12 protein-coding genes and 2 pseudogenes are annotated in these 15,721 nt (G+C 66.4%); 11 read left to right on the forward strand and 3 right to left on the reverse strand.

All coding sequences use genetic code 11. The features are described 5' to 3' along the window. The first annotated feature begins 166 nt into the window (after positions 1-166). From AC2W7G_RS00275 to AC2W7G_RS00290, 4 genes and pseudogenes are all read left to right on the forward strand, one after another. Complete coding sequence (locus AC2W7G_RS00275) at positions 167-706, forward strand: cell wall protein (RefSeq protein ID WP_485866653.1); 540 nt, start codon at positions 167-169, stop codon at positions 704-706. 186 nt (positions 707-892) lie between these two features. Further along, positions 893-1,801: a M23 family metallopeptidase gene (locus tag AC2W7G_RS00280; protein ID WP_485866654.1), complete on the forward strand. Its 909-nt coding sequence runs from the start codon at positions 893-895 to the stop codon at positions 1,799-1,801. A 39-nt stretch (positions 1,802-1,840) separates the two neighbouring features. Continuing rightward, the gene (locus AC2W7G_RS00285) at positions 1,841-2,128 is read left to right on the forward strand and encodes a DUF6112 family protein (protein WP_485866655.1); all 288 of its coding nucleotides are present in this window, start codon (positions 1,841-1,843) and stop codon (positions 2,126-2,128) included. A gap of 72 nt (positions 2,129-2,200) precedes the next feature. Beyond that, positions 2,201-2,862 (forward strand): annotated as a pseudogene (locus AC2W7G_RS00290) (DUF6349 family protein). A gap of 7 nt (positions 2,863-2,869) precedes the next feature. Here AC2W7G_RS00290 and AC2W7G_RS00295 read toward each other — a convergent pair. Next, positions 2,870-4,099 carry a hypothetical protein gene (locus AC2W7G_RS00295; protein ID WP_485866656.1) on the reverse strand — a complete coding sequence of 410 codons (1,230 nt, stop codon included), beginning with the start codon at positions 4,097-4,099 and terminating at the stop codon, positions 2,870-2,872. Between the two features lie 116 nt (positions 4,100-4,215). Here AC2W7G_RS00295 and AC2W7G_RS00300 point away from each other — a divergent pair, with 116 nt between their 5' ends. The 7 genes and pseudogenes from AC2W7G_RS00300 (at position 4,216) to AC2W7G_RS00330 (ending at position 14,156) form a co-directional block, all read left to right on the forward strand. Continuing rightward, complete coding sequence (locus AC2W7G_RS00300) at positions 4,216-4,527, forward strand: DUF6112 family protein (protein ID WP_485866657.1); 312 nt, start codon at positions 4,216-4,218, stop codon at positions 4,525-4,527. A 27-nt stretch (positions 4,528-4,554) separates the two neighbouring features. After that, entirely contained in the window at positions 4,555-5,868 is a 1,314-nt protein-coding gene (locus AC2W7G_RS00305) for a conjugal transfer protein TrbL (RefSeq protein ID WP_485866658.1), read from the forward strand. Then, positions 5,865-7,327: pseudogene (locus tag AC2W7G_RS00310) on the forward strand (SCO6880 family protein). The gene AC2W7G_RS00305 and the pseudogene AC2W7G_RS00310 overlap by 4 nt, the downstream one beginning before the upstream one ends. Positions 7,328-7,787: 460 nt before the next feature. Next, positions 7,788-10,160 carry a hypothetical protein gene (locus AC2W7G_RS00315; RefSeq protein ID WP_485866659.1) on the forward strand — a complete coding sequence of 791 codons (2,373 nt, stop codon included), beginning with the start codon at positions 7,788-7,790 and terminating at the stop codon, positions 10,158-10,160. Positions 10,161-10,164: 4 nt separating this feature from the next. After that, positions 10,165-12,039: a hypothetical protein gene (locus AC2W7G_RS00320; protein WP_485866660.1), complete on the forward strand. Its 1,875-nt coding sequence runs from the start codon at positions 10,165-10,167 to the stop codon at positions 12,037-12,039. A gap of 228 nt (positions 12,040-12,267) precedes the next feature. Continuing rightward, on the forward strand, positions 12,268-12,675 hold the full coding sequence (locus AC2W7G_RS00325; RefSeq protein WP_485866661.1) for a hypothetical protein: 408 nt from the start codon (positions 12,268-12,270) through the stop codon (positions 12,673-12,675). Next, positions 12,672-14,156 (forward strand): ATP-binding protein, encoded by a 1,485-nt coding sequence (locus tag AC2W7G_RS00330; protein ID WP_485866662.1) that lies wholly within the window; start codon positions 12,672-12,674, stop codon positions 14,154-14,156. Before AC2W7G_RS00325 ends, AC2W7G_RS00330 begins: the two co-directional genes overlap by 4 nt. A gap of 2 nt (positions 14,157-14,158) precedes the next feature. Here AC2W7G_RS00330 and AC2W7G_RS00335 read toward each other — a convergent pair whose 3' ends face one another. After that, the gene (locus tag AC2W7G_RS00335; RefSeq protein WP_485866663.1) at positions 14,159-14,539 is read right to left on the reverse strand and encodes a hypothetical protein; all 381 of its coding nucleotides are present in this window, start codon (positions 14,537-14,539) and stop codon (positions 14,159-14,161) included. Continuing rightward, the gene (locus tag AC2W7G_RS00340) at positions 14,536-15,720 is read right to left on the reverse strand and encodes a TRAFAC clade GTPase domain-containing protein (RefSeq protein ID WP_485866664.1); all 1,185 of its coding nucleotides are present in this window, start codon (positions 15,718-15,720) and stop codon (positions 14,536-14,538) included. Before AC2W7G_RS00340 ends, AC2W7G_RS00335 begins: the two co-directional genes overlap by 4 nt. Between the last annotated feature and the right edge of the window lies 1 nt (position 15,721).

Genomic DNA, 15,721 nt, shown 5'->3' on the forward strand with positions numbered 1-15,721 from the left:
CCCTGACAGAAGACCTGAGGTGGAAGCTGATGCTCTATTGGACTGCTCCAGACGACCTCCGCCGACGTCGGCTCATCGTTGTCGGCGTGACGCTCGGCCTGCTGCTGATCTCGTCTCTGACATACGTCTGCTGGTTCAACGCGCACAGAGCCCAACGGCGTCCCGAGTGGAGGCCGGCAACGTCAAGGTCGACGCACCCAGGGGTGAGGCAACACAAGCGGACGAGATCGAACCGTTGCCGGTCACCAACGACCCCGAGACCTTCGCTCGGCTGGTCGCCGGATCGATCTTCGAGTGGGACACGGCGACACTCATCACCCGCACAGACCACATCGAGCAGCTCACCACGGTCGGTGATCCGACCGGTGAGTCGACCCCCGGCCTCGTCACCGACCTCGACAACTACCTCCCGACACCGGACGCCTGGCAGGAGCTCGCAAAGTACGAAACCCGCCAATGGCTGGCTGTCCAGTCCGTCACGACCCCCACGAAATGGGCGCAAGCGGAAGCCCAAGCCGGCGACTCGCTCCTTCCCGGCACAACGGCGTTCACAATCGACGGCACCCGCCACCGAACAGGAGTATGGGAGGACGCGCCCGTCGCCTCCGAGCACGATGTGTCCTTCACCGTGTTCATTGTTTGCGGACCGTCGTACCCCGAGTGCCACCTCCTGCGCCTCTCGCGGCTCAACGACCCGCTGGAGTGACGCAGGATGCGCAAGGCGGTAGTCGGCGGGCTCCTCTTGGTCCTCCTAGCGCCCGCAAGCTGCCTCCTGATTCTGGGCGCTCTGCTCAGCCCCGCCGCGCAAGCCTCGTGCCTCCCCACGACCAGCGGGGCATTCTCGACCGTCGGCGACACAACCGCCCCGGTCCCAGAGACATCGCGAATCGTCATGCCCCTCCCTGCCGGGACATGGGTCAAGACGAGCGGCTTCGGGATTCGCGTCCATCCCGTCACCGGCGAGACGAAACTCCACACGGGCGTCGACCTGGCCGCGCCCGAGGGAACGCACATCCTGGCCGCAGCCGACGGGCGAGTCGTCTCGGCGGGTCCGGCAGCTGGATACGGGAACCTGATCCTGATTCAACACACCGTGGCAGGACGCACCGTCGTCACTGGCTACGCCCACATGTACGGCGACGGGATCCACGTGGCGGTCGGCGACAAGGTCACCGCGGGGCAGTACATCGCCGACGTAGGGGTGGCCGGCTACTCGACGGGACCCCACCTGCACTTCGAGGTCCGGCCCGGCGGCCCCAACGCAGCTCCCATCGATCCGGAGCCTTGGCTCGCTGCTCACGGCGCCACCGACATCGATGCCGGAGTGAATTCATCCGGGGCGGGGTGTACGAATGCCGGCGGACCGGCGACGCCGTACAACGGAGGCAGCCCGGGCAACCTCGTCGATGACCCGACGTCCGACGGCCAGATCACGGAGCGAACCGCGCATATCCTCGCCCAGGTGCAGGCGAATTTTCCGGAGAGTTCCTGGGCCTGCTGGTCGCCACGGCCGGGCCAACCCTCGGAGCATTCCCTCGGCCGCGCGTGCGACGGCACGTTCGGAAACGCCATCGGAGCGGCGGCGACCGGCCACGCGCTCGACTACGGCTGGCAGGTCACCAACTGGCTGAAGGACAACGCAGAGACCCTCGGCGTCGAGTACCTCATCTGGCAGGGGCGCATCTGGTCAGTCGCCCGGCGGGCAGAAGGCTGGCGGCCGTACGACGGCGGGGGCATGCACGACCCCAACAGCGTCACGGGCGGGCACTACGACCACCTTCACTGGACGGCAGTGCCGTAAGAGCCAGTCTTCGCGTCGTCGCGTCAACACCTGACGGGCATGAACGTCTCCGGACTCATGCCACTCGTAAGCCCCGACTTCGGCGCGGTTGGCAATTCCAGCCAACTGCGCGCGATCGTCGGCGCACTCCTGACCTACGGCCTCATCACGGCCGTGCTGATGATCGTGGTGTGCTCGGCGACGTGGGCGATCGGATCGGCACAGGGCAGCTGGCAGGCCGCAAGCAAGGCCAAGGTTGGTCTCTTCGTCGCCATCGGTGGAGCCACCCTCACAGGCGGCGCCCTCGCGTGGGCCAACTGGCTCCTCGACGTAGGGGCGACGCTGTGACCGACGAGCAGCTCGCCTTCGACATCGAGGGGATGCTCTACGAAGCTGCCGTCGAGGCCGCGCCCGAGTGGCGTGGGGCCCCGCTGCACTTCAACGGCCTACTACCCTCCGTCTGATCTCGACGACGCTGTCGTTCACTGGCAGTTCTTGCACCTCCTCGACGGTTCGCGACGCGACAGCCGTATGTGGCACCGCGCGATTGCAGTACCTGGAGGTGTGGAGATCGGCGAGCACGGCTTCGACCTCTTCACCGCCGACTTGCGCTGCGACCCATGGAAACACACGGCGCCACATGGCGGCTGCGCTTGCGTCGGCGACCTGACCTACATGGTGATCTGCGAACCTCACGGATGGCACGTAATCGCCAGCGACGAAAACGCCGCCGTCGAGGCCTGGCACGACCACTCCTTCCCCGGATGGCGCGACCTACCCGTAGTCCCCGCTCGTCTCCGGAGCACAGATGAGATCAGACTCTCCAAGGCCGCCCGGAAGTGGATGGAGCAGCACTACCCGCATCGATGCGGGTCGTGGGCGCGCCCGTCATCACCGAGCGGAATGGAGCCGGGACCCGACATGTCCCTGGGCGCTCACCGTGGGGCGGCTACGACATGTCCAGCACAGGAGTCGGACAACGCAAACGCGGGACACGGCCGCGGCGACAGGCACAAGTGCTCGCGCTCGACCAGGAGTCGAGTCCCGCCGCCACGGCGGCCGGCATCAGTCTTTCGGACTGATACGGCATCAGTCCGACTTGCGGCGGACCCTCTCCCGAACAGAAGCGGAGGCATCCTTCGCTCCTCGGGAGGCCGCCTGACCGAGGGCTTTCGACGCATCCACGACACCGTCTCGGGCGCTGACCGCGTGGCGCCTGACCTCAGCGCGTGTCTCCGCCAGCGGCGGCCGGTGGACGAGACGATCGAATTCTGGGAGGTCAGCGCGCGACGAGTTCGCGAAGTTCTCCAGCACGTCAAATGCCTTTGTGGACGCCTTCTCGATCTGCGGAATCGAGAAGATGCGGTGGACTTCAAGAGGGTCGATCTTCTTGGCGGCCTCGATCCGCTCAATCGCGCCAGTAACCAAGGCCGCATCGCGCTCCCGTTGCTGGGCGAGAGAGCGTCTGGCGTCGGCCAAGGCCGACGGAACTTGGTCCGGGTCGGTGGTCCGGACCCGCTCCAGACGTAGGTACTCCAGAAGGTGCAGCGCCTGCTCTGCCACCAGGACTAGGCGAAGGCTGCCTGCCACGCCCTTGTTGCTCGCGATGCGTTTGATCGCTGCTTCCCGCTTCGGCAGCGAGTCTTCGGCGTCGATGTCATTGATGGATTCGGCGACGTAGGCCCGGAGCGTCTCCAACGCGATCTCCAGGTCGCGGCGAGCACCGGCCACCTGATCCCAGTCAGCTTCCAAGAGCCGACCTCGCTCACGCGTCGACGTCACAACCTGCTCAAGGAAGCGATAGGTCCCGACAACCTCGCCGATCTCGCGGGCTCGGACCTTCTTCTGGATTTCCGAGACCTTTTGGTCAACGGCCTCAACGGCGGCCTGAACGTCAGCGATCGCTGAGCGAAGGGCGAGCGCCACGGCGGCTGTCTGCATGGCAAGCGCCTGTTCGGCTCCAAACGAGACCGCGTCAAATGACAGGTTCCCCGCGAACTGACCACCCTCGCTGCGGACGAATCCGCGCAGCGCGCCACCGTCGGTCAACTGACCACCATGCTGGGCAAGCTTCGCCACGGCGTCCGGAGTCAGTCGAAACAACTCCTCGGCAGGCATCGCGGCCGCGCCAATTCCAGCGACGACGGCTCCCGCGTCTGCGAGCTTCGTTACCGATCGCCGTCGCCGAGAGTCATCCTGGCGGCCAAGCAAGTCGGTGAGCACGACATCGAGTGCTGCTGCTTCGCCAGTGGCGTACAAGTCGCCGCCGTCGAGGAACAACATCACCTCGCTCGACGCGTTCTCCTCGCTGCCCTTCACGGAAGGAAGGGTATGGCCTCGGCCCGACATTGAGGCGCGGACAGCGGTATATCGGGCCTCGGAGCGGATCGAACACCTGAGCGACAAGACAACTCGAAGCTCACTCAGGAGAAACCGTGATCCCGATCGGCACCAAGATCCCGGCGCTGCTGCCGCTGGACATCGACATCAACCCGAACTCGAACGGGCTGCCCGGCATCGGCCAGCTCCGCTCCATCGTCGGCGCGTCCATGACCGTCGGTCTGATCCTCGCGGTACTCGCACTGATCGTGTCCGCAGCCGTGTGGGCACTCGGCGCGAACTCGTCGAACCCGCACCTCGCTGGGCGAGGCAAGTTCGGCGTCCTCGTCGGCCTCGGCGCAGCGATCATCACCGGCGCCTCGGTCGCCCTCGTCAACTTCTTCTGGAACGTCGGCCAGGCGGTCTGACCCCGCCATAAGCGAGAGGACAAGCCGATGGTCGACGTATGCGACGTGCCCGTCATCTCCGGAGTCTGCGATGTCGCGGGAGACGCCGCTGGCACACTGGTGTCGGCGCCATTCGACTGGCTCGCACAGAGCATGGGGCACGCTGCGGGCTGGATGTTTGAAGCCGTGTGGAACATCTTCGACTCGACCACGATGGTCGATGTCACGGGCAGCCAGTACACGAAGGTCTACAACATCCTCTTCGGCGTCGCCGTGTTCGTGATGCTCGGCTTCTTCATGCTCCAGGTCATCGGAGGAATGATCAGACGCGAGCCCGCTGCCCTGTCCCGCGCGGCACTGGGCCTCGCGAAATCAATCCTCGGATCGTTCGTCGCCCTCACGCTCCTTGCGACCGCGCTGGAGGTCACCGACCAGCTCTGCATCGGCATCGTCCATGCCGCCGGAACCAACATGGAACAGATGGGCGATCGGATCGCGCTCCTCGCCGGTGGCCTTCTCACGCTCAACATCGCGGCGCCCGGCGCTGGCGCGATCGTCACCATCTTTGTTGCAAGCCTCGCCATCGGTGCCGCCGTGATCGTCTGGATCAGCCTCCTGATCCGCAAGGCGCTCCTCCTGCTCGCGATCGTCTTCGCGCCCATCGCACTCGCGGGGTCCAGCTGGGACCACACCCGCGCGTGGGTGAGCAAGTGGGCGTCGTTCGTGATCGCGCTGATCGTGTCCAAGGTCGTCCTGGTCGTGATCTTCCTGCTCGCCACAGCGCAGGTCTCAGCTCCCATCGACGGGGATCTCCAGTCCGTCAGCGACCCGATCGCTGGCGTCGTATTGATGCTCATCGCAGGCTTCGCGCCGTACCTGACCTACAAGGCGATCAGCTTCATGGGCTTCGACATGTACCACGCGATGTCCGCCGAGCAAGAGGCGAAGGCCGCTCTCAACCGGCCGTTGCCCATCCCGATGAGCCGGCGCCCCAGCGCCGAGCCAAGCAAGATCCTCGACGGCGGAAGCACCAGCGGCGGGACTGCGCCGGGTAGCGGATCGCTGACCCCGCCAGCTTCCGCATCAGGTTCCGCTTCCGCGGGCGGCAGATCGGCCGGAGCAGCTTCAGGGGGCGGAACCGCTGCAGCCGGCGGCGCGGCTGCTGGCGGTGTAGCCGCCGGATTGATCGTGGCGAAGGAGGCGGCGACAGCAGGAGTCGGTATGGGCCGCTCTGTCGGCGCGACGGCCTCACAACAGACCGACGCGGAAAACCAGGCGCCTCCAGCAGCCGGTGCCCCCATGCCACCCCACGTGGCCGACTCGATCCCGACCTCCCGGACCAACGGAAAGGCTGACCGATGACCCAGCCAGCGGCCGTGCGCGACTACGAGCTCGCACCGGTGAAGTTCTCCCGGCTGACGCGGCGCGGCGTCCTGCTCGGTCTGTCAGGACCTCAACTGATCGTGGTTGGTGCCGGCGCGGTCACCTTGGTCTTCGCGCTGTACTTCGGCGGCGGCGCTTCCTTTGTCTACGTCGTCCCGGTCCTGATCCTCTGCGCAGCGCTCGCATGGGTGGGCGTCGGCGGGCGCAAGCTCGTGGAATGGCTGCCAGTAGTCAGCCGATGGCTACGGCGCTCGCTCGGCGGCCAGGTGCTGTTCCAGCGCCGCCTCGCGACGCCGCGCCCTGCTGGAACGCTCTCCCTTCCTGGAGACGCTGCACGGTTGCGTCAGTGGGTCGACTCCGAGACAGGGGCCGTCATGGTGCATGACCCGCATCAGGCGACGCTCACGGCAATCGTCGGCGTCACGCATCCGGCATTCATCCTGCTCGACCCGGTCGAGCAGCAGCGGCGTGTCACGAGTTGGGGTCGCGTGCTGGCGACCACCTGCCGGTCCGGGCGCATCGCCTCCCTCCAGGTGATGGAGCGGACGCTGCCGGATTCCGGCAAGGGGCTCGCCGAGTGGTGGTCCCAGCACGGCCGCCAGAACGACTCGTGGACATCCACGACGTACGCCGAACTCATCGACCGCGCGGCCCGGCGGGTGAGCGGCATGCGAGCACCGTCTCAATCTCGCTCGATATGAAGGTCGCAAGCCGCGCGATCAGGGCGGCCGGCGGCGGCAACCGCGGAGCCGCCGCGGTGCTCCGCCAGGAGATGTCCACAATGACCGCAGCACTCCGGGCCGCTGACCTCGCCCCCTCCGGCTGGTTGGAACCGGGCGACCTGGCGCTGATCCTGCGCTCGGCGTACGACCCGGTCGTCGCCGGCGCCCTGGAACGCCACGGAGACCTCGGCCGCGATCTGGCCACGGCCGGACCGGTCGCGGTCACCGAGAGCTGGTCAAACGTGCGCAGCGACTCCGCTCACCACTGTGTCCTCTGGATCAGCGAATGGCCCCGCTCGCTGGTGTACCCCGGATTCCTGGCACCCGTGCTCCTGTCGTCCGGGGTACGACGAACCTTCACGTTGCTCTACACGCCGATGCGTACCGACCAAGCCGCACGCGACATCCGCAAAAAGAAGACCGAGTACATCTCCGACGCCGCCCAACGCCAGCGGATCGGCCAGATCGAGGACGCCCAGCAGTCAGCGGAGTTCAACGACGTCCTCCAGCAGGAGGCCGATCTCACCGCCGGGCACGGCATCCTCCGGACTACTGGCTTGATCGCGGTCAGTGCCCAAGACCCGGACGACTTGGAGCGTGCCGTCGCCGACATCGAGCAGGCGGCGATCCAGGCGTCGTGCGAGACCCGACGGTTGTGGGGTCAGCAGGCCCAGGCGTTCTCCGCCGCCGCGCTGCCGCTGTGCCGCCAAGTCTGACCTTTTCACCAGTATCTGTCGGACCTCTTCACTATCCTCGCTTGCCATGACGGCCTACAGCTTCGGCGCCCGCTGGGTCGGAGTCGTAGCCCTTCCCGAACCGCCTCAGCCCGAGCCGCTTCACAGGATGGCCCTCCGACTTCGCCAGCAGTCAAAGTCCCGGAGCGTCCGCGTGGAAGGCGCCGATATCCCGGCCGACCAGGTGGTACGCCAACTCGCCCGCATTCGAGTGCGCGAGGGGCTCGCCGGCCGCTCCGCACGGGCGCGCGAATGCCTCGTGGCGGAGCGGTCGATTCGCACGGGCCGAGCTCCGGAGCTTCGGGCGTGGCTGCGAAATCGGCTTCAAGAACCGGCGACCGCCTCTGTGCCTGAGCGGGTCCCCACGGGCGGCCCGAAACCACCGGCGACATCGCGAGTCCATGCCGACACCCAACGGCCGGCCGCGGTACGCGACCGAATCGTGGCCACCGGCTGGGCCACCGCCTACCCCCAGGCCCCTGACTCACCGTGGCTGCCCCCGCTCAACCCGGTTTTCGTCACGGCGCTCCGCGATCTCGGGCTCGACCTCGACGACGAGGCCATCAGATGGCTCCGCTGGGCGAACCTCCACACGAGCTACCTCTACGAGTCCGTACCCAGCACTCCGCTCAGCCCGGGCGTCCTCGAAGTCCTCGCGATGCTGGGACGAGGTTGGATGCGGCTCGCCATGCTTGATCGCGCCCGCGCGCAACTCGGCGAATTCGACTCAAATGACGCGGTCAGCAAGGTACTTGCCGCCGACCAGCACGCCCGGTCCGCCCTCGCGTCCTGGGCCGCTAACGCCGGCGCTGGCCTGTACGGAAAGGGCGAGGCGAGCGTCCAAGCTTCAGGGCGTCCGACAACCTCAAGGGAGATCGTTGCGACGCAACTCCTCGGTGCGCTCTCGCTCGTCTCGGCCTCGCAACGTCCCGCCGACCTGCTCCTCGAGGCCGTCAACTACCAGGCACCGGCCCCGGAGCCGGACTGGCTCAACGTGCTCGTCACCCAACTCAAGGTGCAGCCTGAGTTCGACCGGCGCGATGAAGGCCCCGACCACGACAAGACGTTCACCGTCACGGTCCGCGCCTCCGGCCGCTCAGCAAGCGCGTCCGCAGGCTCAGCGAAAGCCGCACGAAAGGCGGCGCTACGCGAGTACGTGACCCGCCACCTCCCGCACGCGCTACCGAAACCCGCAGCCAGAATTTCTCCGCCTCGGCCGCGTGCCTATCAGGCACGGCTGCCGGCGCACAGCCAAGCCGTCACGTGGGCTCAGCATGCGTTCGAGGTCACCGACGCTGGCCTCCTAGCACAGGCACTCACCCACCGCTCCTGGGCGTACGAGAACCGTGCGCTGGTCAGCGCAGCCCACCAACGCGACTACGGAACTCTCGCAACCGAGGGATCCGAGATCCTCACCCATCTCGTACGGCACCAACACGCTCTCCAACTGCTCAATGCCTCATTCGAGATCCCGGTTGGCCGGACCACGTCGCCGAACGTCACAGGGCAGTCGGTAGTCGAGCTGTTCGACGCGATGCCGATTGCGGCCGGCGTGCTCCGCTCGCGCGGTCTAAATGAACTCGGCAATGAGTTGCGCGAGGACGTAGCGCAAGCGATCGCGGCAGCCTCCTGGCGCGCGAACGGTGACCTGCTGGCCGAGCGCCAGCCAGCCGTTGTCTCTCGATGGGTCAGGAGCTTCACGCCACCAGCGGATCCGACAACCCAACTGCAGGAGTATTGCTCGCGCGCCAAGGTCACGTTCGACTTTGACTTCGAACGACGAGGCCCCGACCACCTGCAGGAATACCGAGCGACAGTCACCTTCGACGTCGCCGGAAAACCCTCGTGGCGAGGCGACTGGCGCCCCGGCAAGACGCCCGCGAAGCAATCGGCATCAGCAGGCGCGCTGGGCCTGCTCCTCAACGAGACGCCGCAGCAAGCCATTCCATCAGGTCAGGACGCGGCGATCGTCCGGGGTGTTTTTCTCGCGGAATTGCGTGCGATCGACCCTCAAAACGTGGCCCCTGCGAAGGAGATCGCCAATGGCACGCTGGGCGTGGATCTCCTGGCCGTCGGCGACTACGCGGCGTACGACACTTGGTCGAATGGCCGGAGCTTTCTGCTCCCGAGCACGGACTCCGCGGTCGCGCGGCGGCTCGCCGACTACTACCAGGCGGTTCTCTCCTCGCAGCGTCGGGACGCGGTGACGCAGTGGATCGTGCAGCACACCCCGGCACGCGGGGGCCACTCGACCGATCCGACAGCCCGGATCCGCGCATGGTGGGCAGGGAAAGACCCGAGCCTGCTCGTGCTTGTCGAGGACCTGATGGACAAACTCCGCACACCCGATCCGGGTGAGGCGATCCTGACCTTCGTCGAGACACAAGCCCGAGTGGTCGCCGAAGCCGCGGACACGCCCGTGGAAGCCGAACGCATTGACGACGAGAGCGCGCGGACCCTGGCCATCCGCATTGAGGGCGCCGAATTCTCGACCGCGTTCGAACCGGTCGTCTCCCTAGTCGAATCGGCCGGAGTCGGCGCTTCGTGGGCTCGTGAAACTCAAGCGATCTTCCTGACCGTTCCCCGCGCGCCAAGCGCTGCGAACCCGATCGGTGCAGCAGCTGTCAGTGCGCTGACCGCGGTGTCCCACGATCCCTGGCTCGCGGACGTAGAAGCGGCACTGACCTCCTTCCTCACCATCACCGAGCGCCTTTTCGCTACTGCCGACGAGCCGAGTGCAGCGGCCATGGACGAGCTGTCGCTCGCCGAGCTCACCCTTGTCCTCCAGCTTCAGGCCAGCAACGAGGACGACTAGGACCATGCTCGGATACCGCGCACACTTCGAAGTCGCAGATCGAACCACCGTGGTCGGCGACACCCTGGGTGAATTCCGAACCTGGCTATCGAGCAAGGGCTACGACCCGGACGCCATCGGAGCCGGCGCCGCTGCGCAGATCGCCACCGACGTCGACGCAGCGATCATCACGATCAGCCGTGATGACGGGTCGCACTCGCTGCGTGCGCAAGTCGTCGAGCGAAAGCCGGAAGGATCCTGGACCAGCGAACTAACGGTCCACATTCCAGCCGACAACAGCGACGCAGCCTCGGTGCTGCTCGACATCCACAGCCCCGCGACCGACGAGTCCCAATCCATCGCAACCGGTGTACCGCGCCTTGCCCGCGGCCTCCTTGGCACGCTCGACGTCCGGGATTCGCTCGCTCAACTGTCCGACCAGCCCATCATCGTCCGGGCGGACGAGGTCGGCGCTCTTGCTGCGGCTGTTCGGGACCCTCAGCGGCGCGGGCTACTCTTCGTCGCTGGCAGCTCGGACTCCCTGCCCCTCAAGGCGTGGACCAGGTACGTCGCGAAGCTGCTACGTCAGACCGCGGGCCTGGCATCCGCGTATGTTCTCGACGCCGACGCCACCCGGCTCCTCGAGGCCGATCTCGGCCCGACCCACGCGGTCGCCGCCGGGACCCTGCGAACGTATCTGCCCGGCGTGGACACGGACAGCGAGCTCGACGCCCGGCGCCACCGCATTCTGTCCACCACCAGGATCGTCAACGACCGAAGCCAGTGGCTCGCCGCCATTCTCGGACGCAGAGCCAAGGAGAACGCCCTCGAGGCCGACCTTCCGGCCGGGCTTCAAGCCGTGCTCGACGAAATCGCGGCGACCGCCGACGACGCACTCCTCGGCCGCGCCAGAGCGGTAGATCCCGAACCATCCAGTCCCGCCGAACCAGCAGCGAGCGACGTTACCGCCACCGTCACCGACGCCTTTGAGGACGATGCGCCGGCCCAGCCGGAGAGGGTGGAAGAACCGGCGGCCGAGGCGACCCTGTCCCGCACTGACGAGGCCTACCTCGCTGCCGCCGCGGTCATGCACGCCGTTCTCGGCATTTCCGACCCCACGCCGCAAGACTGGGCCAAGCTCGGCGAGATCGCCCGTCTCGGGCTCCAGGCCGAACGCAAACAGGCCGAAGTCGCCGGCCGCATCGAGGACCTCCGCCTCGAAACCAGTCAGCTTGCGCAGGACAAGCGCAACGTCGGCCGCCGCCTGGAGGACGAACAGCTCGAACACGCGGCGACATTCGCGAACCTGACGAGCGCCGAGGAAGAACTCCGACGGCTGCGCACTCTGCTCCTCCAAACCGAGCAGGCCGCTGCGGTCTATGCCGCAGGCGAGGAGAAGCTCGACACTGAGCCACCCGGATCGTTCGTCGACCTGCTGGCGAACGTCCCTGATCTCCCCGGCATCGAGTTCACTGGCGACGAGGCGATTTCGGTCCGCCTCGACGTACACGACCCCCTCGGGCTATGGGCTACCAAGACCTGGGCAGTGCTTCAAGCGCTGTCGGACTACGCCCAAGCCTCCGTCGTCGGCCGCTGCGATCGCGACGTCCACGGATACCTACTCAACCTGCCCGACGGCTGTCGCGGCTACTCAGCAAACAAGCACGCAACCAACGAATCCGAAGACGTCCAGAAAAACGCGAAGTTCTCCGAAGCTCGCTTCTTCCCGGTCCCCGAAGCTGTTGAGCCCGCCGGCCGGATCGCCATGATGGCGCACTTCAAGATCGCACAGTCCGGTCTCATCAGCCCGAGACTTCACTACTACGACGACGTCACACGAAGTGGCAAGGTGTACGTCGGCTACATCGGTCCGCACCTCCCGACCAAGCGAACCAATTGAAGCCCGCCGCAGGACGCCGGAGTAGAGCACGTCTCGGAGGCGAAGGTCTGCCGAGGGCACGGGCTCACGGCTGACGCAACGACGCCGCAACCGCCAGCCAACGGCCCGTCGATGCTTCCCTCCGCGGGCGCGCGCTTACATGAGTTGCTCGATCACCGGTAGATTCGCGCGTTCTGACAGGACAAGCAGGCACACCTTCTTCTCGACCAGATCGAGAAGGAGTCTCCGATGCCCACGTTCGAAAACCCGGCGGCTGATGCTGACGAAGTCCAAACAGCGCTTCGCGCGCTCGCCCACGCGACCCGCTCCATCGATGACCCGCGCCAGATCTACTCCGTGCTTGGGTCGCTCACGTCGGCGGTGGCATCCCTCAGTCAGTCGCTCCATCAGCTAGCAACGTTCCACGACGACGCAGCCAAGAAGGGCGTCTGGGTCGCGGGCGACTCTCGGGCCGGACGCGCGGCGACGTACCAGGTGTCGTGGGAGCTCCACCGGGCCGGCGAGATCCTCCATCAGGTATCGGACTCGATCGCCAGCGCCCACAACGCGGAGTCGCGTATTACCTACACCCACCGCGACTTCCCAGGGTTCGCTGAAGCAGCCCACCGTTCCGCTTCCAACGGACTCCAGTTGTGAGCGGCTGGAAGGACGGTCGGCTGCACAGCGCGGTCCTCGTCTCCCCACGGCGCGAGCGCCGACGGGACCGTCGTACTCGTCGTGCCGCGGCGAGCGCACTACTCGCTGAAGACCGCGACGTCCGGAAGGCGGCAGCCAAGGCGAAAGCCGATGAACTGGCGGCGGAGCGTCGCGCGACCACTGTGCTTCCCAGTGCGGGCGAGCCCGGACCGGCGGCGCTACGAACCCCGGGCCGACTTCGACTCCCACGCCATCAGGACACCTCCGCCACACTCGCGGGCGCCTATCCGTTCCTCGCTGAAGGCGGCCTCGGCAGTGAAGGTGTGTTCGTCGGCCAGGACCTCTACTCGGGCAGCTCCTTCGTCTACGACCCTTGGGTGCTGTACGCCCGTGGCCTGATCACCGCGCCGAACGTCGTTCTCGCCGGGATTGTCGGCTCCGGCAAGTCAGCCTTGGCCAAGAGCCTCTACACACGCTCGATTCCGTTCGGCCGCCGCGTCTACGTCCCCGGCGACCCGAAGGGCGAGCACACCGCGGTCGCTGAAGCAGTCGGCGGCAAAGCAATCGCGCTCGGACACGGAATGGCCAACAGGCTCAATCCACTCGATGAAGGCCACCGACCCGCCGGGCTCGACGACCTCCAGTGGGCGGCACAAGTGACCGCTCGCCGCCGAGAACTGGTCGGCGCCCTCGCGGAGACGGTGCTCGACCGGCGCCTCACCCCCTTGGAGCACACCGCGGTCGACGTCGCGCTCGCTGATGCGGTCCGCTCGTGCGAAGTCCCTGTCCTGCCTATGGTCGTCGACCGGCTCCTCGCCCCCGACCCGGCGAACGACACCGATGGCCGGCTCGCCGAGGACGGCCGTCTGGCGGGGCACGCGTTGCGGCGCCTCGTGGCGGGTGATCTGGCGGGCCTGTTCGACGGGCCGTCCACCGTTCGGTTCGACCCGACGCTGCCGATGGTCTCGCTCGACCTGTCGCGTGTCACCGAGAACGCGACTCTCATCTCGGTGCTGATGACCTGCGCCTCGGCCTGGATGGAGTCCGCCCTGTTGGATCCGAGCGGCGGTCAACGATGGGTCGTCTACGACGAGGCGTGGCGACTCATGTCGCATCCCGCACTGCTGCGACGCATGGACGCGCACTGGCGCCTTGCGCGGCACTACGGGATCGCGAACATGCTGATCTTCCACAAACTGTCCGACCTGGACAACGTCGGCGATCAGGGCTCGGCAATGCGGGCCCTTGCGTCATCCCTGCTCGCGAACGCCGAAACCCGCGTCGTCTATCGGCAGGAGTCCGACCAGCTCGGCACAACCGCCGCTGCCCTCGGACTCACAGGCACGGAGCAGTCGCTGTTGCCGACGCTGGGCACTGGCCAGGGGTTGTGGCGGATCAAGCACAGGTCGTTCGTTGTCCAGCATCAGCTGCACCCGGCCGAGCTTCAACTGTTCGATACGACGGGTCGCATGTCCGTATGAGGTCAGAGGAGCGTGCCAACGTCGTCCGCTGACGGTGGAGCGTCACGATCCCAGATCTTGGCGTAGGTCTGAGCCACGAGCGGCCAGACCGTTGCGATGCCGTCGTCCACTGAGTGAATCGAGTCGGCGAGCTCGCCGGTGACCACAAAGTCGTGAGGGATCGGGCGCCCGGACGCGTCCCTTCGTGAGAGCGGATCGGGAAATCGCAGTGCGACGCCGTCGTCGGTGCGCTCGTACGCCGTCGGGTCATCGGGCAGTTGTGCAAACGCTCGTTCATACGTCGTCAGCGGGTCCGACTGACCGCCGTCCAGGAGGAAGCGGAAGCCCCAGGCACGCCCTCGTGTAGCCCAGATGAGACTGGCACGAAGGCCCTCGCTGGTCACTTGGGGGTCCGGAGCAACCTGTGCTCCTTCCCCTGTTCGAGATCGAGCTTGAACTGGGTGAGCGTCGCGCGCAGATAGTCGTGCTTTGCTCGCGCTTGCTCGTTCAGATCTCTGAGCTGAGGCCCGGCCAATTCGACCGCCTTGCGAAGTGCGGGCAACGCGGCAGCAACGCTTTTGCCGTACTTCCCCATGCGGGAGACGACCCGCTGGAACATCGCCAACCGCTCGCCGTTGAGCACAGCAGCGATCATCTCCGCACCATCCGCCAGGCTGTCGAGTACCCGGATGGGGACGTCCATCCGTTCACTCCACTGAACTCGACGCTCCAGGGGCAAGAGCGAGGCGATCGGCAGGATCAGATCCACGCCCAGCCGCTTCGTGACATCGATCTCCGTCGGAGCATCCATGCCCGACGACAGTTCGAACTTCGCGGAAGACAAGAGCATGAAGTCCTCGCCCATCGAGAAGGCCTCAGGTGTCTCGACGAGTTCCTTCAACGTCGCCCGAAGCGCCTCGACGTGGTCGGCTGCGCTACGGATCACGACGTCGCGAAACGTGTCAACCGTCCAGTCCGGGAACAGGTCCGCCTTGGACAAGGCAAGGATCCAGATTCGAGGGAACTCGACGAGTGGCGTCCCTTCCGTCAGGAGGTCGTCCTTCAGACGCAGGATGCCCTGCCGGAAGTTGGTCAGCAGAGACTTGAGATAGCGCTCCTCCTCGCCGGGGTAATCGAGCAACTTCTGTCCGTCGACCAGAAGCAACGCGACATCGGATCGGAGCAGAGACTGGAAGGTGCCGACGCGCCGTGCATCCTCTTCTTCGCTGCTCGGCGATTCCTCGAACCACTCGCCTGGGTAGTCGTGCCATGCGAGTCGGATGACGTCAAACGGCTGCTTCTTCGATGCGTCGTTGAGCCCGCCCTTGAGCTTCACCGAGAAGTTGTAGGTCGTCGAGGCGAAGCGCGTCGGCGCAGGGGCCGTCGCTCGGTCTCGCATACCGAGGTAGTTCTGGTAGAGGCGGTTGCCCTGCCCTGTGTCGTCGGCGACCAGGTCCCAGAGTTCGTTCGAATAGGTGCCTTCGAGAGCCGGTCCAAAGAACGACGAAAGCAACACGGTCTTGCCTGAACCGCTTTCGCCGAACACGGCGATGTGCTGCTCACGAGTCCTGGGGAATTGCGCCATG

The organism is Aeromicrobium sp. PFPM2_SD2 (assembly GCF_057364525.1).